This is a genomic window from Corynebacterium choanae (genome assembly GCF_003813965.1).
Classification (GTDB): domain Bacteria; phylum Actinomycetota; class Actinomycetes; order Mycobacteriales; family Mycobacteriaceae; genus Corynebacterium; species Corynebacterium choanae.
Genome location: NZ_CP033896.1, coordinates 1,430,169 through 1,453,978, shown reverse-complemented (window position 1 = coordinate 1,453,978; position 23,810 = coordinate 1,430,169). Strand labels below are relative to the sequence as shown.

The 23,810-nt window shown below is 56.3% G+C and carries 19 protein-coding genes; 13 read left to right on the top strand and 6 right to left on the bottom strand.

Going from position 1 to position 23,810, the window contains the following annotated elements:
• The first annotated feature begins 6 nt into the window (after positions 1-6).
• The 3 genes from cbiE to CCHOA_RS05200 all read left to right on the top strand — a co-directional run bounded on the left by cbiE (position 7) and on the right by CCHOA_RS05200 (position 2,999).
• Complete coding sequence (cbiE, locus tag CCHOA_RS05210; RefSeq protein ID WP_123927794.1) at positions 7-1,311, top strand: precorrin-6y C5,15-methyltransferase (decarboxylating) subunit CbiE; 1,305 nt, start codon at positions 7-9, stop codon at positions 1,309-1,311.
• A gap of 189 nt (positions 1,312-1,500) precedes the next feature.
• Positions 1,501-2,274, top strand: a complete 774-nt coding sequence (gene cobM / locus CCHOA_RS05205; protein WP_123927791.1) for a precorrin-4 C(11)-methyltransferase — start codon at positions 1,501-1,503, stop codon at positions 2,272-2,274.
• Positions 2,262-2,999 carry a cobalt-precorrin-6A reductase gene (locus tag CCHOA_RS05200; protein WP_123927788.1) on the top strand — a complete coding sequence of 246 codons (738 nt, stop codon included), beginning with the start codon at positions 2,262-2,264 and terminating at the stop codon, positions 2,997-2,999. Before cobM ends, CCHOA_RS05200 begins: the two co-directional genes overlap by 13 nt.
• A 169-nt stretch (positions 3,000-3,168) precedes the next feature.
• Here the strand turns inward: CCHOA_RS05200 and CCHOA_RS05195 are convergent, their stop codons facing one another.
• The 4 genes from CCHOA_RS05195 to CCHOA_RS05180 form a co-directional block, all read right to left on the bottom strand.
• Positions 3,169-3,570: a hypothetical protein gene (locus CCHOA_RS05195; protein ID WP_123927785.1), complete on the bottom strand. Its 402-nt coding sequence runs from the start codon at positions 3,568-3,570 to the stop codon at positions 3,169-3,171.
• Positions 3,571-3,906: 336 nt separating this feature from the next.
• Positions 3,907-5,490: a precorrin-3B C(17)-methyltransferase gene (gene cobJ / locus CCHOA_RS05190; protein WP_123927782.1), complete on the bottom strand. Its 1,584-nt coding sequence runs from the start codon at positions 5,488-5,490 to the stop codon at positions 3,907-3,909.
• Positions 5,491-5,603: 113 nt separating this feature from the next.
• Positions 5,604-6,272 carry a precorrin-8X methylmutase gene (locus CCHOA_RS05185; protein ID WP_123927780.1) on the bottom strand — a complete coding sequence of 223 codons (669 nt, stop codon included), beginning with the start codon at positions 6,270-6,272 and terminating at the stop codon, positions 5,604-5,606.
• A 213-nt stretch (positions 6,273-6,485) separates the two neighbouring features.
• The gene (locus CCHOA_RS05180; protein WP_123927777.1) at positions 6,486-7,754 is read right to left on the bottom strand and encodes a precorrin-3B synthase; all 1,269 of its coding nucleotides are present in this window, start codon (positions 7,752-7,754) and stop codon (positions 6,486-6,488) included.
• A gap of 43 nt (positions 7,755-7,797) precedes the next feature.
• Here CCHOA_RS05180 and CCHOA_RS05175 point away from each other — a divergent pair, with 43 nt between their 5' ends.
• The 5 genes from CCHOA_RS05175 to CCHOA_RS05155 all read left to right on the top strand — a co-directional run bounded on the left by CCHOA_RS05175 (position 7,798) and on the right by CCHOA_RS05155 (position 16,503).
• Entirely contained in the window at positions 7,798-9,297 is a 1,500-nt protein-coding gene (locus CCHOA_RS05175) for a lipase family protein (RefSeq protein ID WP_123927774.1), read from the top strand.
• 269 nt (positions 9,298-9,566) lie between these two features.
• Positions 9,567-13,187, top strand: coding sequence for a cobaltochelatase subunit CobN (gene cobN, locus CCHOA_RS05170; RefSeq protein ID WP_123927771.1), 3,621 nt, complete (start codon positions 9,567-9,569; stop codon positions 13,185-13,187).
• Between the two features lie 89 nt (positions 13,188-13,276).
• Positions 13,277-13,867 carry an FxsA family protein gene (locus tag CCHOA_RS05165; protein ID WP_245992203.1) on the top strand — a complete coding sequence of 197 codons (591 nt, stop codon included), beginning with the start codon at positions 13,277-13,279 and terminating at the stop codon, positions 13,865-13,867.
• Positions 13,868-14,016: 149 nt separating this feature from the next.
• Positions 14,017-15,558 carry an apolipoprotein N-acyltransferase gene (lnt, locus tag CCHOA_RS05160; protein WP_123927767.1) on the top strand — a complete coding sequence of 514 codons (1,542 nt, stop codon included), beginning with the start codon at positions 14,017-14,019 and terminating at the stop codon, positions 15,556-15,558.
• 123 nt (positions 15,559-15,681) lie between these two features.
• Entirely contained in the window at positions 15,682-16,503 is an 822-nt protein-coding gene (locus tag CCHOA_RS05155) for a polyprenol monophosphomannose synthase (protein WP_123927764.1), read from the top strand.
• Between the two features lie 166 nt (positions 16,504-16,669).
• Here the strand turns inward: CCHOA_RS05155 and CCHOA_RS05150 are convergent, their stop codons facing one another.
• The gene (locus CCHOA_RS05150; protein ID WP_123927761.1) at positions 16,670-17,068 is read right to left on the bottom strand and encodes an RNA polymerase-binding protein RbpA; all 399 of its coding nucleotides are present in this window, start codon (positions 17,066-17,068) and stop codon (positions 16,670-16,672) included.
• Between the two features lie 306 nt (positions 17,069-17,374).
• Here CCHOA_RS05150 and CCHOA_RS05145 point away from each other — a divergent pair, with 306 nt between their 5' ends.
• The 3 genes from CCHOA_RS05145 to CCHOA_RS10665 all read left to right on the top strand — a co-directional run bounded on the left by CCHOA_RS05145 (position 17,375) and on the right by CCHOA_RS10665 (position 18,751).
• A complete protein-coding gene (locus CCHOA_RS05145) occupies positions 17,375-17,731 on the top strand; it encodes a hypothetical protein (protein ID WP_245992202.1) in 357 nt (118 codons plus the stop codon).
• 94 nt (positions 17,732-17,825) lie between these two features.
• On the top strand, positions 17,826-18,527 hold the full coding sequence (locus CCHOA_RS05140; RefSeq protein WP_123927758.1) for a YceI family protein: 702 nt from the start codon (positions 17,826-17,828) through the stop codon (positions 18,525-18,527).
• A 59-nt stretch (positions 18,528-18,586) separates the two neighbouring features.
• Positions 18,587-18,751 carry a hypothetical protein gene (locus CCHOA_RS10665; RefSeq protein ID WP_164472396.1) on the top strand — a complete coding sequence of 55 codons (165 nt, stop codon included), beginning with the start codon at positions 18,587-18,589 and terminating at the stop codon, positions 18,749-18,751.
• 581 nt (positions 18,752-19,332) lie between these two features.
• Here CCHOA_RS10665 and CCHOA_RS11040 read toward each other — a convergent pair.
• Positions 19,333-19,464 carry a hypothetical protein gene (locus tag CCHOA_RS11040; protein ID WP_281273293.1) on the bottom strand — a complete coding sequence of 44 codons (132 nt, stop codon included), beginning with the start codon at positions 19,462-19,464 and terminating at the stop codon, positions 19,333-19,335.
• Positions 19,465-19,894: 430 nt separating this feature from the next.
• On the opposite strand from CCHOA_RS11040, the gene CCHOA_RS05135 reads away from it, so the two are divergent.
• Entirely contained in the window at positions 19,895-22,846 is a 2,952-nt protein-coding gene (locus CCHOA_RS05135; protein ID WP_123927755.1) for an FAD-binding and (Fe-S)-binding domain-containing protein, read from the top strand.
• A gap of 160 nt (positions 22,847-23,006) precedes the next feature.
• A complete protein-coding gene (locus CCHOA_RS05130; protein ID WP_123927752.1) occupies positions 23,007-23,756 on the top strand; it encodes a DedA family protein in 750 nt (249 codons plus the stop codon).
• Positions 23,757-23,810: the final 54 nt, after the last annotated feature.

Below are 23,810 nucleotides of genomic sequence, written 5' to 3'. Positions count from 1 at the left end.
TCAACTATGCGTAACTCCAGGCCGCAGCAGCCTTTACTGGCAGATGCCGAAATCAATCCCCAAGTTGAGCCTCCCGCTGCGCCACTGGTGGTGATCGGCATCGGGGCGGCAGGCCTTGCCACACTCAATCAGCAGGCTATAGCCGCCCTGCGCTGTGCGGACATTGTTTATGGATCAGCGCGGCAACTCGGGTTACTCGCCGCAGATCCAGCATGTTGTACAGCCTTGCAGCAGCAATGGCCAAGCCCGCTGCTGCCACACCTAGCCACCACCATTGGGGACATCACAGACGGCAAGCGACGGGTTGTGTTAGCTTCCGGTGATCCGCTCTTTTACGGCATCGGCACCACGCTTATCAACCGCTATGGTCGCGACCAGGTACAGATCATCAGCAATGTTTCCTCATTCCAGCTGGCCTGCGCGGCACTTGGTTGGTCGACTGCCACCACACCGGTGGTCAGCGTCCTCACACAGCCAGTTTCCGTCCTGCAGCCGCTGCTCGATCAAGGCCAACCAGTGATGGTGTTGTGCCGCAACCGTGACACCGTCACCGATCTGCGGGATTTATTGTGCAGCCGCGGCACCCCGGAGATCACTGTGACAGTGCTTTCGGATTTAGGCAGCCGCACCCAACGCATTGTTGCTGCATGTGCTGCCGACCTCGTCGCCCCTGACAGCGATTTGGTTATTGCTGCTGTGCACCCGGCGTCGCCGATTCGCAGTGTGCTACCTGGTCTCGACGAGCAGGAATATCAGCATGACGGCCAAATTACGAAGCGAATCGCCCGCAGTGTAACCGTCTGTGCATTACGCCCCATGCCAGGGGATCATCTGTGGGATATTGGTGGCGGTTCGGGTTCTGTCGCAATCGAATTTTGCCGCAGTACCCCGAAGACGACAGCAACTATTTTCGAATCCAACCTACAACGCCAAGCAACAATCACCGCTAATGTGGAACAGCTTGTAGGATCCCGTATCGAGCTTTCTGGTGCCGCACCTGATGCCTGCGAAAAAACCCTTGCCGCGGCACACAACGGCACAGGCAGGTTGCCAACAAAAATTTTCATCGGTGGGGGATTGACCCACCCCGGCGTGGTGGATATTGCCTTAGCGGCGCTCACCCCAGGTGGTGTTTTGGTTGCCAACGCAGTGACGTTGGAAACGCAGGCATTATTGCGTGAGCTGCATGCAAACCATGGTGGTGAACTGGTTGGTCTGCAGGTCAGCGACTATCATCCGGTGGGCTCGTTTGGCACACTTCGACCACAGCTGCCGCTACAACAGTGGCGTTACGTCAAACCAGCCGCATAGCGCAGGGTGCTAAGGCCGATTCATAGCTGTAGTCATCCACCAGTGCAAGGTTGGGTAATGTTTTGCACTGGTTGCGGCGATCCAGCGACGCGGTGAAGATCACTGAATCTAGACTTGCTAGCAGGAGCATAACTCTTGCGACGCTTCCCACGATTTCAACCATCCTGACGAAAGAATTTCACCAATACCGTGACTGTGTACTTTATCGGCGCCGGCCCGGGCGCCCCTGATCTGTTGACGCTTCGTGCCCATCGACTTATCACCACCTGCCAAACCGTGCTTTATGCAGGGTCGATCGTGCCAGATGCGGTGCTTGAAGATTGTCGGAGTGATGCAACGCTTATCAATACTGCGCGAATGCCATTAGACACCATCATCGACCATATTGCGCAGGCACATGCTGCCGGTCACGATGTGGCACGGTTACAGTCAGGTGATCCATCAATCTATTCGGCGCTTGCTGAACAAGCCCGCCGCCTTGTCGCACTCGAGATTCCCTACGAGATTGTCCCTGGGGTGCCCGCTTATGCTGCCGCTGCCGCGGCTCTTGGCCACGAGCTCACGGTGCCAACGGTGGGACAGTCTTTGGTGATTACCCGGATCTCGGGGCGGGCGAGTGCCATGCCGGAACGGGAAACCCTGGAAAACTTTGCCGCTCTTGGTGCCACGATGGCGATTCATTTAGCGGCTCACGATGGGCAGCGGGTGCAACAGGAACTGCTGACCCATCTGCCTCCGCAGACCCCTGTGGCGATTGTTGCGTACGCCAGCCGACAAGAGGAGCAACTGGTTCGCACCCGGCTTGATCATCTCGCTGCCGCACTTGCCGAATCAGGGATCACTCGCACAGCGGTCATCTTTGTGGGTGAAGTGCTTGCCGCTGACGGTTTTCCTGATTCTTACCTGTATTCGGATGGGCGACCCCGTGACGAGCATGGAAGGACGATCCCGTGCGTGCGCTAATTTTGGGCGGTACGGGAGAAGCCCGCGAGCTTGCCTCCCTGTTAACTACACGAGGCTATGACGTCACCAGCTCATTGGCGGGACGAGTCCGCAATCCGAAACTACCCGTAGGTGCAGTGCGGATTGGTGGATTCGGTGGCCCTGCCGGGTTAGCGCAGTGGCTGCTACAACACGAAATCGACATTGTCATCGATGCGACGCATCCGTTTGCGGAACGTATTTCGGCGTCTGCTGCGCAGGCTACGCTAGTCACCGATGTGCCGTTGATTGCGTTACACCGTCCTGCTTGGGAGCCAGGTGCAAAAGATCGATGGATCTCGGTTGCGTCATTTGCGGATGCGGCGAGGCTGGTGGCACGGGAATATCACCATATTCTGTTGACGATTGGCCGCCAGCATGTTGCCGAGTTTGCCGGTGATCCAGACAATTTGTATGTGATTCGCTGTGTGGAACAGCCCAGTAAACCATTGCCGGCGCGTCATCGGATTATTCTTGACCGCGGCCCGTTTCAGTTGGATGACGAGATTCGGCTGATGAAAGGCAACCAGATTGATGCGCTAGTGACTAAGAACTCTGGCGGCACCATGACTGCGGCAAAACTTGATGCTGCGCGGCATTTAGGTGTGGCCGTGGTGATGATTGAGCGTCCACCGTTACCGCAGCAATCGAATATTTTTGCAGCTACAACTCCAGAGGAAGCGTGGAAACTGATCAAACGGTTGTAGGACCGCCCACGACAAACCCCAGGGTGATTGGATGACTACTGCATCGAACCGCTCTGGGGTTTGGTTTGTCTTTACTTGGTTTCCAGTTGCGGTCGAACAATGGCTGATGTTGTGGCCGCTCGTTACTGCTGGTTTGCCCTGCTGCTCAGTTGTCGCGCAGCTGTCATGGTTAGGGTCGTGGTGGCACAGGCAGTGGGATATTTGCATCCCGAATAACGTTGAAGATCATCGAGCGTACAGGTCCAAGCAGGGTGCCGACAATATCGAGCGCTGCGAGCACAGCTAACACGCCGAGCAGGGTTTGTGCCCAAGACGGGGAAGCGTTGTACCAATCCTGCAGTTCAGAGGATCCAACCCGGTCGGAAAGCTGTGTGTAGCCAGGGAGAGTGAGTTCTTCTTGTTTCGGCTTGCCGTTTTCATCTTTGGTAACGACCGTTACTGGAACTTCGGCAGAAAGACCCGGATTTTTTTCGGCCGTGTCGGCGGTCGCCGGTGCGACAGCGCCGAAGACGAGGCTGGCCGCTGTTGCAGCGGTCACCAGATAACGAGGCAAGCGGCGGGAGAAGTTCATAAGTCGCATCCTTTTGTCCAAGTCATTCACAGCGTGAAGAGGTAAAAACAGCAATCGTTGAGTTGGTTCTGCTGATGTGTCGAAAACTGTTTGCCCAGTGTTACATTCCAGCAGGTGTTGGAAGGTTCCCAATTTCAAGCTTTTAGCTTACACCGTCAATGCAGGTAAGCCATTGCCATGCCAACTGGTGAACGCTGCCAGCATCTGATACACCAGCAATCACATAAGTCACAGTAATACTAATTTGCCACAGGTATCCAGGCATGATGCAGTGTAGCAGACCAGATGGGGGAGCGACGCTGCGAAAACAAATCCCGTATAGGTGACGGTAGAAATCTAACTCGGATAGGAACGACTGGTGTACACACGCGTACCAAAAGCGGTCTCATAGCTGGTGGTAGTCGACGCACCAACAATAACCATTGTGCGCATATCGACAATCGACGGATCAACCTTGGCCAACGTTGTGACAGTTACCTGTTCACTGTCGCTTCCCACAGCGCGAGCAATAATCACCGGAGTATCACCACTGCGATATTCCGACACAATTGCAAACATCTCCACCAGCTGTTCACGACGCGTTTTCGAGGCGGGATTATAGACTGCAAACGCCATATCGGCACCAGCCAAAGCGTGGATTCGACGGGCGATAATACTCCACGGCTTGAGCCGGTTCGATAAAGAGATCATCCCAAAATCGTGACCAAGTGGTGCACCAACCCGGGAAGCCACAGCTTGCGCTGCTGTCATACCAGGCAACACTGTTACTGGCACCTCCGCAAACGCTGGATCATCCGCAGCTTCCATCACCGCAGTCGCCATCGCGAAAACACCTGGATCACCGCTGGAGACCACGGCCACTCGGTGTCCCTGTTTGGCGAAATCCAATGCCATGACAGCGCGTTCAATTTCCACCATGTTGTCTGACGGAAGTGCACGCTGCCCTGGTCGTAATTGCACTCGCCGCACATAGGTGTCGTAGCCGATGATGGTGTCGGCTTCAGCTAAGGCCGCAGATGTTTCCGGGGTGGTCCATTGCGGATTGCCAGGACCTAAACCGACTACCACCACACCGCCAGTATTGGTGGCGTCAGTGTGGTCATTGTCCGCCGCGAATTTCCGGGCACGATCAACATCTTGCGAATCCGGTTTCCCTTGCGCATCGGTGTACTGTTCCGCCGCATGGATTTGTACCACTGAGAAATAGGGGGCATCGTCACTGGTCGCTGTCGCTAATGGAATCAGCCGCTGACCGGACATTCCGATCCTGGTGACTACCGTTGCCCGGTGCAGTACACCCGCTTCTTCCGCGGCGGCACGCACCTTGTCAAAGGTGCGCCCGAGTTTAATAACCACCGCAGTGTCACAAGCACCAAGGGCGGCAACGAGCCGATCATAAGGGCAGGTAGCGGGGATAATCGAAGCGATTTGGTGATCCTCTGCCAGCGGCTGCTCGGTTAATGCACAAGCCGCAGAAACTGAAGAAATACCGGGAATAATGGTGGTCTTTGCGGCCACATCCCGCAGTTCCCGGAAGAGATGCTGCTGGGAGGAATGCAACATGGGGTCACCTAAAGCGATGACCGCAACACTACGACCTGCCTGCAAATGAGCGGAAAGCCTGGTAACTGCATCCCGATAAAAATCAGCCATCGCCCCGGCATAGCCACCAGGGTGGTCCGTGTTGCCGGAAGTGACCGGATACACCAGCTCTTCAATCATCTGATGGGCGTCAACATAGTCTTCAACCACGCGAAACGCAGCGGAAGATCCTGCATGTTTGCAGTGGTAGGCGATGACATCCGCCGATTGCAGCGCATCGATAGCGGCGACGGTGAGATATTGCTTGCTACCAGGACCTACACCGATGCCGTAGAGGGTGCCTGCTGGTAGTTGTTGATCAGACTGGGGGGTGTTCATCGGATACTCCAGGTAGCCATGGGTTGCAGGATGCGCCGGTGGTGGGGTGCACGAGCCGATTGCGTGGAGGATAAATCAGCCGAACAGGCTGCAAAGTATGCGGCAGTGAAATGTTATCGAGGCATGATTTCACGACGGTTCGCTAAGGCGTTCACCGCCGCAGAGGTGATTGCCGAGCCGCCGCGCCTACCGTGCACGGTCACAAATTCTACGCCGAGGGCTGCTGCATCCTGACTTAACGCTTGTTTGGATTCTGCTGCGCCGATAAATCCGACCGGGCAGCCGATAATCGCAGCCGGTCGCGGATAGTCCGGATCATCGGCGAGTTTTTGCAGCAGATGGAAGAGCGCGGTTGGGGCATTTCCAATCGCGATGACTGCATTGGCGCAGTGTTCGCGCCAAAGCTCTACTGCTGCAGCAGAACGGGTGGTTGCAAGCTTCGCGGCCAGGTCACGGGTATTTTCGTGGCCAAGCAGACACATCACCGCGTTGTTTCCTGGTAGTCGAGAGGCGGTAATACCAGTGGCAACCATGGTGACGTCGGTGATGATTGGGGCACCAGCGTCGAGGGCTGCCCGCGCTTTTGTCACACAGTGCGGCGAGAATTCGATGTCGTCGATAAGCGACGTTTGACCGGCGGCGTGAATCATTCGCACCGCCACCGTCGCCTCATCGTCGCTGAGGTGGGAAAGATCGGTTTCTGCCCGGATTGTGGCAAAGGATTGCCGGTAAATCTCGTTGCCGTCGGTGATGTATTCGTAATGTCCAGGACGGGTTGTCATCGTGTAATCGGTGTTCCTTGATAGTGGACGAAGCGTCTAAATCGGCCTATTCGGGCAAGAGACGGAAGGAAATGGGAGCAGAACCGGAAGGCCCTCTTAGCGGATGTTCGCATTCTTTGCGGAACCTTCCTCCCGGTATGGTCGCGTTATTGAGCCTACCGTTGCGCGACTGCCAATCTCAGGAGGTCTGGTCGCAGTGTTGCTGTTGTCAGACTACTGCGGTGCAGGTTCGGTGACCTCATATTCACCGTCACTGGTTGCTAAATAGTCAACATATTTACCGGCAGGATGACCGCACCGTCGTTGGCATCCTGAGAAATGCACAGGATATTCGCCAGGATCCCCTTGTTGCATGAGGGTAATGGCGTCTCGTCGCACATCTGACAGCGACTTTTCACAGCCGGGCAAACCCGTACAAGCGGTGATCGACAGACGCGGGGAGTGGCGGTCAAACACCAGTCCGTGCAGACTGCCGGCTTTCACAACTGCTTCAGCAACAGCCTCATCTAACCCGTAGAGCATGACTGTGTGCCAGCAGGTTGCTGTGGTGGTGCATTCTGCGGTTGCAAGGAGCTCCGCGGCGGTGGCTGTCAACTTACCGAAGGGAAGACCCGCGCCAAGGGTGACCGTGCCATCGGGTTCATCATGCCAACCGACGAACCGGTCAATAATGTCGTTTTCCCGACTCGGGGTGTTCGCGTCGGTTGCGTTTGCCCATTGGTGGTCGTTGCCGATTGCTTTGGTGGTGGTTGCTGCATGATCGGCGACTACTTCGACGAGCTGTTGATATTTCTCGCCGCTGGTGTCTTCGCCGATACGCCACAGTGCATCCCGGATAGCAGCCCACCGGGTGGCGACTGCGGTGATTACCTGAGGGATTTCTTCCCCAGTGGCGATGTAATCGGTAAGGTTTCCACCGAGCACAATCCGAAATTCGGTGTCTCGCCAGCTGTCAGCATTGACAAGTGCTGTGGTGGCGATCGCTGCCATGTCCGGGGTGCGGTGCAGCATGTCTCCGCGTCCGTCGTCGAGTGCGAATAAGGTGCGTCCCGCCAATGTTGCCGTAGCCGGTGTGGCCAGCAGCGCATCGTCAAGTGCATGGGCTAGCGGATGCAGCCACGGTGTCCGCGGTGAACAAATAATGTTGCGCATCCGGTCGTGTGCCAGGGACGGGCTCATCGCATAGTGCACAACCTGCTCGGCGAATCCCGTTTGGTCAGCGCTGCTGATTCCACGAATCTGAATGTTTCCGCGGGTGGTCAGGTGAATATCACCGTCGCCGAAGGTTGTGGCAAGCTGGGCAAGGTTGCGCCATTGGTCGGCGGTCACATGGCCGCCAGCAAACCGCATACGGCCGATATAGCCGTCGGTTGCCTCATGCATGGCACGCACCCCAGGACAGGCGTCGCTTCGCTGACGATCACCCAGGGCGAAAGACTCTTTAATGCTGCTCGCTGCTGAAGAACACGTATTGTCGGTCACGGTTGGCTAAGTGTAGTCACCTTCCCACGGAAAGGAACCCGCTTTGCGACGAATCCCACTGCCTCGGCCGCCCCAACTACGGACAATTACTGCCCCGGCGCGCCTTATGCGCTATTGGACTGAGATTGGGGTGCCGGTGGCTTATGATTTTTTCGCTGAGATCGTAAAAGAGTCGGTGAGTGCCAGTGTGTTGCACAGCCAGTCGCATCCGCTGCAGCGGGTGAAACGGTGGGGTGCGGCGGTTGTCGGGCTCGACCAGGACTGTGAGAAATCTCAAAGTGGTGTTGGCGCTGGATGGGGGTTTGGGCCGTTTGATGCACGGTCGGCGGCGGCACTGTCACCGGCTGAGTTGGCGGAAATTTTTGGGGTGGCAGATCTTACGGCACCGTTGCCGGCGTTGCCGGAAGATGCACGACCGGGGATGCTGCTTGGGGCAGAGCCGGTGCGTGTATTAGGGGCTTCGACAGTGCTGCAGTCGACTGTGGCGAAACGTTTGAGCTATGTGACTGTCACCGGTGACGGGCAGTTGGTCCCGGCGGCGGCTATGGTGATCATGCATGCTAAGCCGGCCGTTGGCCGGCTGCGGCCGGTGGTGGGCATTGCGCCGTCGACGCAAGGGGTTGCACCGCATTGTGATCCGTCTCGTTCAGCGCAGGTGGGTGTGCGGTTGGCACAAAGTCCGGGGGATGCGGTGGTCGCCTATGAGTTGCCGGCGCTGCTTGCTTGCCTGCAGCAGGGCGCTGATGTGGTGTGTATTGATTATCCGCGCGATCCGGCTACTGGTATTCAACTGTATGGGAATCATGCGGCGGCGGGACATGCGTTAATTGATGCGATTGTGGCCTGTAACGAGCTGGGTGTTTCAGCTGCCGCGCCGGTTGGTTTGTGGGGGTTTAGCCAGGGTGGTGGGGCTGTCGGTTGGGTGTGTGAGCATCCAGAGATTGCCGAGAATCTGCATATTGCTGCGGCAGTGGTGGCTGCACCACCGGTGGATTTACTCGAGGTTGCCCAACATATTGATGGTGGGGGGATCAGTGGTGTGCTGGTTTATTGCATGGCGCAGCTCATTGTTACCAATGATGCGGTGCGGGCGGTGTTGTTACCGAAGCTTTCACCTACTGGTTTGCAGGCGTTGCGACAGTTGATGTCGACGTGTGCTACCGGCACGGTGTTTCAGTCGGGGTGGCGTTCGACCACATCGTGGACGACGACAGGGGAGAGCCTTGCAGAGTTAGCGATGGTGTTGCCGGTGGTGCGGGAAGCGTTGGCGTCGCTGGCGTTGGCATCGGCGAGCCCTAGGTGGCCTTGTCATGTGGTTACTGCTGTGCATGACGATGTGATTCCGGCAGCGCAGGTGCACCGGTTGCATCGGAAGTGGCGGGAAGGCGGCGCACCGGTGGCGTTTACTGAGCACCCGCTGGTGCGTTTTCCTTTCCAGACCGGTTCGAATCATTTTTTGCCGTATTTTTTAGCGATGCCGGATTTGATTGATTGGTTGTTTGCCGAGTTGGATCGGTGGCCGCACCGCCCCGATCGGTGGTGAGGTGCAGTAGGCGAGGTGACGGCTGATTACTGGGGGATTTGGGCTTGTGGAGAGCTGGGCTGGTGTACGGGCACTGGTGCAACGCACCTTGGGGGGCTGGTTTTTGCGCCGGTTGTTTTCCACCGTAAAGCAATCCGGTTAGGGTCGGCTACAATGGGCGCAGTTTGCGATACCGGCAAGCTGTCTGAGTGATCGGGTGTTGTTCAGCGGGTTGCTGGTAAAAAAAATTGCCACTGTTTGTTGCCCCCAAGGAAAGGCGTAGCTGCCGCGTGTCTGTCATTGTTGTTCTCTCCACTTCCGATACTGATCTGTTGAGTGCGAAAGCAGCCAACGAAGCTGCGGATGTCTCATTTCGTTTCGCTAACCCAAATGGGCTAAGTCACGCGCAGATTGATGCGCTCATCGATGGGGCCAGTGTGGTGATTTGTCGTCTGCTTGGTGGGCGTCGGGCGTGGGAAGATGGGGTGGATTATTTACGCAAGTCGACGCTGCCGCTGATTTTCGTTTCCGGGGAGCTTGCGGTCGATGCCGAATTAACAGAGTTGTCGACGGTTGCTGCTGGTACAGCCACAGAAGTGCACACCTATATGGCCGAAGGTGGCCGGGAGAATTTTGTGCAGCTGTACCGGTTTGTCTCCGATACGGTGCTGCTGACCGGTTTGGGGTTCCAGCCGCCGCAGCGGCTGCCTTTGTGGGGTGTTCTCCAGCGCAGCTCGCAGGCGCAACCAGGTGCTCCGAAGGTGGCGGTTATCTATTATCGGGCGCAACATATTGCCGGTAATACCGAGTATGTGCATGCGCTCGCGGATGCGATTGATGCCGCCGGCGGTCATGCTGTTGCGATTTATTCAGCGTCGTTGCGGCAACCAGAGGCGGCATTAATCGAAGAACTTGGGCACATGGATGCCATCATTACCACGGTGCTTGCTGCTGGTGGAACTACCCCTGCTTCCGCATCAGCCGGCGGCGACGATGAGGCTTGGAATGTCGAGCAGCTCGCAGGGCTTAATGTGCCAATTTTGCAGGGTCTTGCCCTCACCTCACCGCGGGCAACCTGGGAGGCCAGCGATGACGGACTGTCACCGCTTGATGTTGCTACCCAGATTGCTGTTCCCGAATTTGACGGCCGCCTGATTACGGTGCCGTTTTCGTTTAAAGAATATGACGACCAGGGTCTTATCTCTTATGTTCCGGATGCGGAACGGTGCGCGCGGCTGGCTGCGATTGCGGTGCGGCATGCCCGGTTGGCGCATAGTCCTGCCGAGAAGAAAAAACTGGTCATTATGCTGTCGGCATATCCGACGAAGCATGCCCGCATCGGGAATGCGGTCGGGTTGGATACCCCAGCATCAACGTTGGCGCTGCTGCATGCGCTGGCAGATGCCGGCTACGATCTTGGGGAAACCAGTCAAATTCCTGGCTACGACACCGGCGACGGCGATGCACTCATGCACGCCATCATCGATGCTGGCGGCTATGATCCCGAATGGTTAACCGATGAGGTTCTCGCCACGAATCCGCTCCGGTTGAGCAAAGCGGACTATTTGCACTATTTCCGCACGCTCCCTGCAGCAATGCAGGAGGAGATGGAAGCCCAATGGGGAGCTGCCCCAGGGACGCATTACACCCATCCGGATACCGGTGATATCTATATCGCCGGGCTGCAGTTCGGCAATGTGGTCATCATGATTCAACCGCCTCGCGGCTTCGGGGAAAACCCTGTCGGTATCTATCACGATCCGGAGTTGCCAGCTAACCACCACTATATGGGCACCTACTATTGGCTGCGGCACCATTTTGGCGCCGACGCTATCGTCCACATGGGCAAACACGGCAATATGGAATGGTTGCCTGGGAAAACCGCCGGGCTTTCTCACAGCTGCTATCCGGATCAGGCCATTGCCGATCTGCCACTGATTTACCCATTTTTGGTCAACGATCCAGGCGAAGGCACGCAAGCGAAGCGACGTGCCCACGCTACCCTCATCGACCATATGATTCCGCCAATGGCACGCGCCGAATCTTATGGTGATATCACCCGTCTCGAGCAGCTGCTCGACGAACACCAAAATATCTCCGCGATGGATCCGGCGAAGCTTCCCGCGATCCGGCAAGAGATTTGGACATTGCTGCAGGCTGCGAAAATGGATCAAGATCTCGGCTGGGAAGAACGTCCCGCCGAAGATGTCTTTGACGATATGCTCATGCATATCGATGGTTGGCTGTGTGAGATTAAAGATGTTGCTATCCGTGGGGGGCTGCATGTGCTCGGCCAACCCATCGAACGCCAGCTGCTCATCGATTTAGTCGTTGCTATGCTGCGCGCCCGCCAATTGTGGGGTGGCCAAACCCAGGTGGTCGGTTTACGCGAAGCGTTAGGGTTGCACGAAGATGGCAGCGAATCACGCCAAGCAACCGATGAGGCCGAAGCCTGCGCGACCGCTTTGCTGACAGCGCTGAGTGAGCACGACTTTCAACCAGCAGCTGTGAAATCGGTTGTTGCCGCGACCCCTCTGCCAGAAAAAGCAGATCCCGAAGCGGTGGTGGCCATGCTGGAATTTGCTACCACGACTGTCATTCCGCGACTGACCCAAACCCCGCGGGAAATCACCCAGATTCTGCGCGCTTTACAAGGCGAATTTATTGAAGCCGGCCCGTCTGGTTCCCCGATGCGCGGCCTGATTAACGTGCTGCCTACCGGTCGGAATTTTTATTCCGTCGATCCGAAAGCATTGCCGAGCAGGCTGGCGTGGGAAACCGGTCAGCTGCTGGCGGATTCCCTTATCGAACGCTATCAAGCCGACCACAATGGTGCCTATCCAAAATCGGTGGGCTTAAGTGTGTGGGGAACTTCTGCTATGCGCACTTCCGGCGACGATATTGCCGAGGTGTTTGCGCTGCTCGGTGTGCGACCGGTGTGGGATGAAGCCTCCCGCCGAGTGGTGGATTTGCAAGTGATTGACTTGGAAGAGTTAGGTCGGCCGCGGATTGATACGACGGTGCGGATCTCCGGTTTTTTCCGGGACGCCTTCCCGCATGTCCTCGCCCTGCTTGATGATGCTGTCCAGTTGGTGGCAGGGCTCGACGAACCCGACGAGATGAACTATGTTAAAGCCCATGCAGCAGCTGACGCCTCCCACGGCGACGGCCATGTGCTACGGATTTTCGGTTCTAAGCCGGGCACCTATGGTGCCGGGCTGCTGGAGCTTCTAGACTCCGGGAACTGGCGTACTGACCAGGATCTTGCTGCGGTGTACACCACCTGGGGTGGCTATGCCTACGGCCGCGGGATCACCGGGGTGAAAGCCGAAGAAGCCATGTCACGGGCATATCGGCGGATCGCGGTAGCGGCGAAAAACATGGATTCCGCTGAGCATGATATTGCCGACAGCGACGACTATTTCCAATATCACGGCGGCATGATTGCCACGGTGCGGGCTCTCACTGGGGAGGATCCAGCATCCTATATTGGGGATTCCCGCCGGCAAGAAACGGTGAAAACCCGCACGTTACACGAGGAGTCCAGGCGCGTATTCCGTGCCCGGGTGGTAAATCCTCGGTGGCTTGATGCGATGCGCCGTCACGGCTACAAAGGTGCCTTTGAGATGGCTGCAACGGTCGACTATCTCTTTGGCTACGATGCCACCACGGGGCTGATGGATGATTGGATGTATTCCACGCTCACCGAGGTATATGTGCAAGACCCCACCAACCGGGAATTTTTCCAGCAGTCTAATCCGTGGGCGTTACGCGACATTGCCGAACGGCTACTAGAAGCTGCTGAACGCGGCTTGTGGGAGCAGCCTGACCCTGCCGAATTGGAGCTGCTGCGGGACACCTATTTGCAGATGGAAGGCGATTTGGAAGATCGCGGTACCCCACAGCAATAGTGTTGCACCGTTCGGTGGCCAGGCAAACGTTGGCTGCGGTGGGCGCGGGGAGCGCGCCTGCCGCGGTTTGTTCATTACACTACAAAGCTGTGCCTTTCGTATATTTCCTTTTGTATCTCATTGCTGAGTCCCTCGCGTTTTATGGGGTTGCGAAACTCATCGGTACTGGCTGGGCGCTGGTTGCCCTCGGTGCGGTGTTTATCTTCGGATTGCTGCTGGCCTCCTTCGAACTGACTGCTATCGCGAAGAAAGCCAGCACCGGTCAGATCAGTCCTGGCCGGTCGATGGGGGATTCAGGTCTGGTCACGGTTGGTGTGGCTGGCTGTGTGGTGCCCGGGTTTGTGACTAGTGTTGCCGGCCTACTGCTGATTATTCCGCCGACTCGGGCGCTGGTGCGGCGCAGTCTTGCTCGCACCTTGCGCAAGCGACTCGACGAATTCGGGGTTCGTGCCGTCAGCCGATCCCGCATGATGAACACTAGTGGTCGACCCACTAACCGCTATGGCACGTTTACTGTGGAAGCCACCGACGTGCACGATGAACCAGTGGAACATCACCCAACCCGGGAAGAGGAAGAAGCGCTGCGTAAATTTAGCGACTCGGTGCAACCAGAGGACTTCACCGGTGACGAGCCGGGCAGCGCTGAGGCAGGCGGTCACACTCCTGGCAGCAATAAGTAGGCTCGTCTTTTTGCGCCGGTTCGCGCTGTGGTTTTTTGCAGCGACGAACACCGTCATGCAATAGCACTAAACTGCGGGCTGGGAACACGCCGGATGAGCATCGCCTATGCGGCGCGCTAATTTTCACTACGAGAAAGAGAACACTGGAAGTGCGTGGTTTCGCTGAGGGGAGTCTCCGGCTGGGGTTGAGTGCCGCCTCCGGGTTGTTGTGTTATGGCGCGTTTGCTCCCGCCGGGCAATGGCTGTTCGCTATTGTGGGCATGCTGCTGTTTACCGTCGCGCTGCTGCCGTGGGGGCAGCTTTATCCAGGATGGCGTATCTTTGCCGCTGTCGGTGTGATGCAGTCGCTGGTGATGTATCTGCTGTTACTGCCCTGGATCGGGGAGCTCGTGGGCACCATGCCCTTTGTTGCTCTTGCGGTTACCGAGTCGCTCTACGGCATTATTGTCGGCATGTTCGCCGGGATTGCTGCCCGTCATCGACTGCTTGCACCACTTGGGGTGGCTGCCACCTGGACGGCCGGGGAATGGGCTCGTGCCAGCTGGCCGTTCGGCGGATTCGCGTGGGGAAGGCTGGCTTGGGGACAAGTTGAATCCCCGTTAGTGATCCTGGCAACCCTTGCCGGACCTGCCCTGGTGAGTTGTATGGTCGTGCTCATCGGCGCAACCCTGGCGAACCTTTTCTTCGCCCTTACCAAACGCGGCATTTACACCAATATCTGCTATCTGCTGCTTCCGGTGCTACTCGCAGCCGTCACCGTCGGCATCAATCCTAGGTTTAGTGCCGACAACGGCAACATGACCATCGCTGCCGTGCAAGGGAATGTGCCACGTCTCGGCCTGGACTTTAACACCCAACGTCGTGCCGTGTTAGCCAACCATGTCACGGAGACTATGCGGATCGATCAACCGGTCGATGTTGTGCTCTGGCCAGAAAACGCCTCAGATATCAATCCGCTCACCGACCAGCAAGCGTTTGCCGACATTGTGGCGAGCGCCAAACATGCTGGGGCTCCTGTGCTAGTCGGTACGATCACCCGGGATGAAACCGGCCCGCACAACACAGTGATTGCGATCAACCCGGATGGCACCACAGGTCAACGACACGACAAAAAATATTTACAGCCCTTTGGCGAATGGATGCCCTACCGGCAGCTACTGCGCCATGTGACAGATCTCGTGGATTTAGCCAACGATTTTGTACCCGGCAACGGTAATGGGGTGATCACCGTTGAGCAGGCCTTATCACACAACCCGGTAGCAATCGGTATCGCCACCTGCTACGAAGTATTGTTCGATCAGGCAATTGCTGATGCGATTCAAGGCGGCGCCGAAATCCTGGCAATACCAACCAATAATGCCACCTTCGGCTTTTCCGATATGACCTATCAACAGTTGGCGATGAGCCGACTGCGGGCGGTTGAAACACACCGATATGTGGTCATTGCTGCCACCTCTGGGGTGTCGGCGATCGTGTCACCTACAGGCGAGGTGATGCAGGAGACGAATATTTTCCAAGCCCGCCATCTTATCGCCGAAGTTGGCCTCTCAACACAAATCACCACCGCGGTGCGCTATGGGCAAGCCATTGAACTGCTCATTGTTGCCGGGGCACTTGGCATTACAGCATTTGCCTGGCATCGCTGTCCTCGTCCTGTGCGCACCAAGCGGCGGAAACGGGCACAGAACTAACCCGTTGACTGTAGTTGCTACGGCACCGTCGCCGGGAGAAACAGCATTGCCGGATAAACCTGCTGACAGCATCGGCGACAACAGCATTAGGCAACCCGGCACAGGGTAGGGGACAATAGGGACATGGCTACCTCTGTGACACCCACTTGCGTGATCATCCCCACCTACAATGAACGCGACAACATCGAATCTCTCCTCGATCGTGTACTTGCCGCAACAGATGTCGACGTGTTGATTGTTGACGACAATAGTCCTGACGGCACTGGTGAACTTGCCGACGACTATGCAGCCAAGCATGACCAAGTCCATGTCTTGCACCGGCAAGGCAAAGAAGGACTATGTGCCGCCTATGTGGCAGGGTTTCGGTGGGCGTTAGCGCGTGACTATGCCGTGATCTGTGAGATGGATGCGGACGGCTCCCACTCCCCAGAAGAACTCCCCAAATTGCTGCATCGGATCGCGGAAGGAGCCGATGTGGTGATCGGAAGCCGCTATGTGCCCGGTGGACAAGTCCGAAACTGGCCAAAGCAGCGCTTTCTGCTCTCAAAAGCAGGCAATATTTATGCAAGTATGATGCTTGGCGCAGAAATTGCCGACATCACCGCAGGTTATCGTGCCTATCGTCGCGAAGTGCTCGCCAGCATCGACCTCGATAGTCTTTCCCGAGCCGGCTATATTTTCCAGGTTGATTTAGCCCGCCAGGCAGTAGCTGCCGGATTCGACGTCCGTGAAGTGCCAATCACCTTCGTTGAGCGTGTCCATGGCGAATCGAAACTCGACGGATCCTTTGTCACCTCATCGCTCAAAGAAGTCACCGTGTGGGGGTTGCAGCATCGCTTCGAGCAGCTGAAAGAATTCACAGCAGTCAGTGCTGACCTGGTCAAACACGAGGCATCGTCGTTTGTTGCGAAAAAACGCCGTCAGCGTCGCCGCAAAGCGCAGTAGCGGCAACGTATCTTCCCAACCCACGGTGTCAAAGCACGTCCACAGTGTGCAGCAGACACCCCGCTACATAAAAAATTGATCAACAACACAACAACCACTGGGGTCGACACGTTCCGTGTCGACCCCAGTGGTTGTTCACGCTATAAGTTTTTTGGTGCTGTTGCCGTTACTGCTGTTCGGCAGCTTTTTTCGCAGCTTCTTCTTCCTGCTGCTGCTTCAGCAAGCGGGTAGCGTTGCGACGCCGTTTCCGCAGTAACTCGATGCGTTCCTCCAAGAGTTCTTCCAACTCTTCCATGGAGCGTCGTTCACACAACATATCCCAGTGGGTTCGTGGCGGTTTTACCGGTTTTGCTTCAGTCCCTTCACCCTCGACGAGGATACCCATCTGGCCGTTTTTACACATCCACTCGCCAGGAATCTCAGCCTCGTGGGCGAACGGCACTTCGAAGATTTCGCCTGCTTCCGTGCGATACTTCATGAACTTCCGTGGCGCCAAATCATGGTCACGGTCAGTTTCGTAGCTCACAGCACCCATGCGACTACCGCGCAATACGCGATCTGCCATAGTGAATAATCCTTAACTCAATCAGTAGATTCTTTCATTTGCTCCAGCACAGATGGTGCTGGAGCTAACCCATCGTCAACAACGTAACGTGTAAGTATAGCTCTCGCACTCAAGTTAACGTCCAAGAGACCGTGTTTTGTTCCCACCACCGTGTACAGAGCCTTCCCATTTGCACTATGGGAAGAAGAAGTCAGCAGCATTGAAGCGTCACGTTGCGCCGAACACAGCATCCGCTAAAGGCCTTTAAGTGGGGTAAGTAACAGACAGTAACTGGTAGATGAGGCAAGAAGTTGGAACAATAATGATGTGATCACTCGGAAGCATGGGCAACAACAGGCGCAGTGCGCTTGGTGTGCAAAGCCAATTATCGCCGGCGGGCGTGGTCGACCCCGAAAATACTGTTCGCACTCGTGTCGGCAACGCGCCTACGAGCAGCGGGTCAATGTGACCGGCACCCAAATACCTAGTGACGCTGTCATCATTACCCAAGAACGGGCGAGTATTTTCAGCGATCAGTTGTTTCAGCTGCGCTGCGCAGCAGAAGATATTCACACCGCCGCCGCTGAACGGGCACCGTATGCTGAGATTGCAGAAATGTGTGCTGAGCTTGTGGTTTTAGCTGAAAACATTGAGCGCCTGCGGATCCGGGATACCGACGTGTAAGGGAGTCCAGCCAACGCGCTTTGCCCATATCTCGGGGGCAGACGACGGTGGGGGAATGCGACACGGGGAAGTTTTTCACCTACTGTGGAAACTTATGCGGTCAACAATCAATAAACCTTTTGTGATCCTCATGGTCATCGCGATTGTCGTTATCGCGTTGGTAAGCGTAGGACCTACGGTATATACCCTGGCAACCTCCACCGGGGTAAAAGCTGAAGCGTTAGATATCGATGACGCCCGCCCAGCATCCACCGATTTGGATGGCACCTGGAAAATCGTGCCTGGTTCTGGCCGGAATTCCACCCAGGTGGGTTTTACGTTCCACGAGGTACTTCCGGGTACAAGGAAGGCTACATCGGGTTCAACTTATGCTGTCGACGGGACAGTTGTTGTGGCCAATGAGCGGCTCCAAAGTGCAGACTTAGTGGTTGATGCGACCTCATTGCGCACCGATGTGAAAAAACGCGATATCAATGTGGCAATGAAGATTCTGCACACTGACACTTATCCGACCGCAGAGTTCCACACGACTGAGCCTGTTGATCTTTCCGCACTGCCAGAGGATGGCACACCGGCTGAGGTCACTATTCCTGGTGAGCTGACGTTGCATGGCGTGACGCACACTGTTGAACCTGTGTTTACTGTAGTGCGCACCGGCAAGCGGGTGTTGATGTATTCGACATTGCCGGTCAACCGGCTCGATTACAATGTGAAAACTCCTGAGTTTGTGGCAGCAACTATTGCTGAGGAAGGCGAGCTCAATATTCGCCTCGACATGGAGAAAGTTGCACAATAGTTGGTGGCGGGTCAGCAACACACGGTACACCCGTTGCCGCACGCAGGATTGGGAATTCTATGACTGAGAAGATGATGCCGTATTTGGTACTGCGTCTTGTGGTGCTGTTGGTGTTTGCAGCGATTGTGGCATATCACCACATGTGGCTGCTTGTTGGTGTAGCTGTTGTCTTTTTCTTCCTGACTGCGTTTCAGTTGTGGACTGCTTGGAAGCAAACCCGCTAGTGCGGATCGTGCGGCTTTATTCCAGAGTTTGGCCGTTTCAGGTAGCTGCTGTCGATCCCATTTTCCACCCCATTTACGTCACAGGTGACGTAAATGGGGTGCTCTGTCATTATGCGCACACTTCACGCTAGGGCCGCCACCGGAGCCAGAAGTGGCTATGTGAATTTCCCGACAAGAGGCAACCATTCGCTCATCTGTGTTTTCAAACCCACAGACTGACCGTCGCGTCAACATGGCACACAAGCAGTCTCAGATGCATCGCCGAGGCGAGATCAGCGGCGATGGTGTCGCCAACCCAAGGGATGGCGAATAAGCAAGATCCAATTTGGAGGCAGCATCCAAACGCTGACCAACCCAGATTACGCGGAGCCGGGAGATGCGACACCTATACAGCGGAAGGTTAGTGCATCCACAATGTTCGTTCATAGCACCCAGGTCTAAGTGGCTAATCGCCGTCGGCGCGAGCAGCGCGGTACACAGCCCATATATCTTAGTGTCCGATAATGTACATTATGACATTCTGCGGATGAGTCATCTCACCTACCTCAACGTTCGTGATCCAAACACATCCCCATATTCCGCTACTCTTGGCGCACACTGACACGACTGCCCACGACGATGCCGGTGCGATGCTTGCATTGCTCAAGCGGGCAAGGATCTTTCAGCTTTGCGCCGACAAACCAGTCCACATCATCAATATCGAACTTGCTCACGAATCATCAGCCGCGAGTTCGACATGCCACTGTGATGGTCTGAGCGTCGACTATCCTGGACGGATTCGACCATGTGCTCGCGCCACTTGACAGATGAGCTGCAAGCCGAACCGCAGCGGGCTGATCAGTGTCGCTTTGTGCGTTCTTGCCAGCCTGGATCTTGGCATACCGTTTTGAACTATTTACGCCACTCCCCTTCGATTGCAAGAAATAAAATAAGCTTTCACTAACCTTTTGGAAGGCCGGAAAATTTAACTGTTACAGCAGGTAAAGCAACGGTTTTCGAATTTTTTGCAAGCATTAACTCTACGATTTTCAACTATGCGATCCTGGGGCTTCGACGGGAACGCAGCGTCCTCTGCGTCCCACATCTGGGGGTAGTCACGACAGGTTGGCATTCCCGGTATCGCCACGGTCGTACGATCGGTTTATGAAAAAAATTGCAAGTGCAACCCCTGAACAATATGGTCGCCCAGCTGGTGCGACTGCTCAACCTGATCGTGTGGCTGATGACCGCGCATCCGGCGCCGATCCGCAAACCATCGCCGATTTGGCGGCTATTGTTGGTCAATGCAATGTTGCCGGACGAATCTCTGACGTTGTTCGCTACGCCTCGGATGGATCCCCCTATCGGGCAGTCCCCCAGGTGGTCGTGAAACCACGCAATGCGCAAGACTTATCTGCCATCATGCGCTGGGCGAAACGCAATGATCGCAAGCTGGTATTCCGGGCTGGTGGTTCATCACTGAACGGTCAAGCCATGGCGAAGGATGTCATGGTGGATGTAAAAACCCATTTCACCGGCATGAAGGTGTTAGATGGCGGGAAACGACTGTGGAGCCGACCAGGGGTGGTGCTTGGGGATGCGCAGGCAGTCCTAGGCCGACACGGATACATGCTAGGACCTGACCCGGGATCAACCACGGTGGCATGTTTAGGTGGCATCGTGGCAGATAATTCCGGTGGGATGCGCTGTACGGTCGAACAAGACTCCTATCACTGCTTAGAAGATGCTGTCTTTGTATTGCCAAGCGGCACAATTGTCGACACTCGTGATCCTCAAGCGGCGGCGAAATTGACCACAGCAGAACCCAGACTCGTTGCCGGATTGTTGCAGTTGCGCGATGAGATTCGCAGCGATGCAGCGCTGGTGACAATGCTGCGGGAAAAATTCGCTATCCGTAACACGAATGGGCTGCGGCTAGACGCGTTTTTGGACGAGGACTCCCCCGAACGAATCCTGTTGAAACTGCTTGTCGGTTCAGAAGGTATTTTCGGCTGCCTCACCGAGGTGGTAATGCGCACAGTACCGGTGCCAAAATATAAGGCTTGCGCTTGGCTGATCCTCCCAGATGTGAAAGCGGCCGCAAACTATGTGGCACCACTGGTAGCTGCTGGCGCCACCGCTTGTGAGCTGCTGGTGGCACCGATGATGAAAGAAGCCATCGGCAACTTCCGTGATGCTCGCGAATCGTGGGCTGACATGCCCGACGAGGCAGGTGCTCTGCTTTTGGAGCTCGGCGCTACCACGCAAGAGGGGCTGGCTGCACAAATCGATAAGGTGCACGAGGTGCTTGCTGCAGCGACGCTGCTTGAACCGTTATCGTTTTTCACCGATCCCCAGGCGATGCGGGGTGCATGGCAGATCCGCTCCGGGTTGTTTGGCCTTGTCGGTAAATTACGCCGGCAAGGGTCAACGATGATCACTGAGGATGTGTGTTTCCCTCCGGCGAAGGTTGGCGAAGGATCCGCGGCGTTGGTGGATTTGCTGCGCGAATATGGGTTTGATGCAACCGTGATGGGGCATGCGACATTCGGAAATCTGCACTTCTTTATCGCCCCAAAGCTCGATGTGCCAGCAGAGAAAGAAAATTATGCAAAGTTTATCGAGGCGCTAGCCAAGCTCGTTATCGAAGACTTTGGCGGTTCCCTGAAAGCCGAACACGGCACCGGGGTGAATATGGCGCCGTTCGTGGAATATGAATGGGGATCGCAGGCCTACGAACTGTTTTGGCGGGTGAAAGAGCTCATCGATCCGGCGCTGCTGCTCGCGCCAGATGTGAAGCTGACGCGGAATCAACAGATTCATTTGCAAGGGTTAAAGTCCTTCCCCATTGTTGAGGAGGAAATCGCTGACTGTGTGGAATGCGGCATGTGTGAACCGGTGTGCCCTTCACGACATGTGTCGGTCACGCCGCGGCATCGTATCGCTTTGCGGCGGGAAATGTCCCGCCAGCCGGAGGGCAGCCCGGTTTTGCGGCAGCTGCAGGAGGAATACGACTATGATGCGGTGCAGTTGTGTGCGGCGGATGCATCCTGCGCTATTGCCTGTCCGGTGTCGATCGATACCGGTGCGCTGATGAAAAAGCTGCGAGAAAAGCAGCATAATCAGGCCACCCAGTCTGCAGCGTTACATACTGCGAAACATTATGACCTCGTGGAGAAAGCTGCCCGGGCGTCGATGATGGCAGCCTCGCGGGTGGGTTCCACGGTTGGATTTGGCCTGCTGCAGGCTGCCGCCGATGCTGGTCGAACGGTTATTAGTAAAGATTTGCTGCCGACGGTGCCAGGACCATTGCCGCAGGCTGCTCCTGCCCAGTTACCATCCACTACCCGAGAGGGTGCTACTGCCGTCTATGTGCCGGCATGTATTAACCGTATTTTTGGTAATCCTCACGGGGCGGCGCGTGACCAGTTGACGGTGCCGCAGGCCATTGTGGAGCTTGGTCGACGTTCCGGGGCACCGGTGTGGATTCCAGACCATCTCACCGGACTGTGTTGTGGCACACCGTGGTCGTCAAAGGGCTATACGGATGGGTTTTATCATGCAGCCTCGAAGATGGTCACTGCCCTGCTGGAGTTCACCAATGAAGGCGAGCTGCCGGTGATTATCGATGCGGCCAGCTGTACGCACGGGCTGGTCGGTCAGGTGCGAACGAAACTGCACAACTATGATCCGCAGCTGGCAGCCAGGTTTGCCAAGGTGGAAGTGTTGGATGTGGTGCAATGGCTGGAGCGGGAAGTCATTGATCATCTGCCGATTACGACGACGCTTGGCAACACTGTCGTGCATCCAACCTGTTCGACGATGCATATGGGCATTGACGATGCCCTGCTGCGGCTCGCACAGCGGGTCACTACCTCAGCGGTGATTCCGGATGGGGCGCGGTGTTGTGGTACTGCTGGCGACCGGGTGCTGCTGCATCCGGAGTTGGTGGAGTCCGCAACCCGGGAGGAGCGTGACAGCCTCAATGATGGGTTTGAGTATTTTGTGTCTGATAACCGAACCTGCGAGATGGGTTTGGAGATGATTGCCGGCAAACCATATCAGTCGATTGCCTGTCTGCTTGAACGCGCCTCACGACCGCTGATGAGCTCGTAATATGCAGCTTTCGTTGGCGGTGCGTTCACGGTGTGCATGCACACGCTAGACTGGTGACTGGCACCGGGGAAGGTGAAGTGGATCACTTCCCCGGTAACGGATGTGCTATTGCGCCAAGCCAGTATTGATCGCCATGTTCACGCTTGTAAGGAGCCCGTCGATGTTTGACGTCGATACTTTGTTGACATCGTTTGGACTGCTGGGAATTTGCGCGATTATTTTCATGGAAACCGGGGTGTTGATTGGGTTTATTTTTCCCGGTGACACGCTGCTGTTTACTGCTGGGATTATGGCGCATAATGAGCCGCCGATCGCTCCCCTGTGGGCGCTGCTGGTGGTGATTCCGGCCGCCGCAGCTGCCGGTGATCAGGTGGGGTATCTGCTTGGCCGCCGGGTGGGGCGGCGGATATTGTCGGCGAAGGCGGTCGGCTGGATGGGGCCGGATGCGGTGCAACGGACGAATGAATTTTTCGCCCGCTACGGACCGGTGACGGTGTTGTTTGCCCGATTTGTTGGGGTGGTGCGCACATTAACACCTCTAACGGCGGGCATTGCACACATGAATCATCGATTGTTTACGGTGTATTCGATTATTGGTTCTATTTTGTGGGGTGCCGGGTTTGTCTTGCTGGGATATATGGTGGGCGAAATCCCGATTGTGCAGGAATTTCTCCACGTGTTCATTCTTGCCGGGATGCTCACCGTGTTGTTGCCGCTGGGGTTGAAGCTCGGTGCGGCCACCTATCGCTACATGTTGGTGAAGAAGAAGGCGGCGACGAAGAAAACCCGCGAATATCAACGCCGCCATATTGATCGCCACAGCGCCCATCCACGGTCGGCCGCAGCCCGTCAGCGAGCGGTGTCGGCGGCCGACAAGGCCGCACACAGCAGCCCCCGACAGGATACTTAATAGCTGGTGGGCCTGGGAGCCTCGCTGTGGTGACCGTGACCAACTAGTTCAACT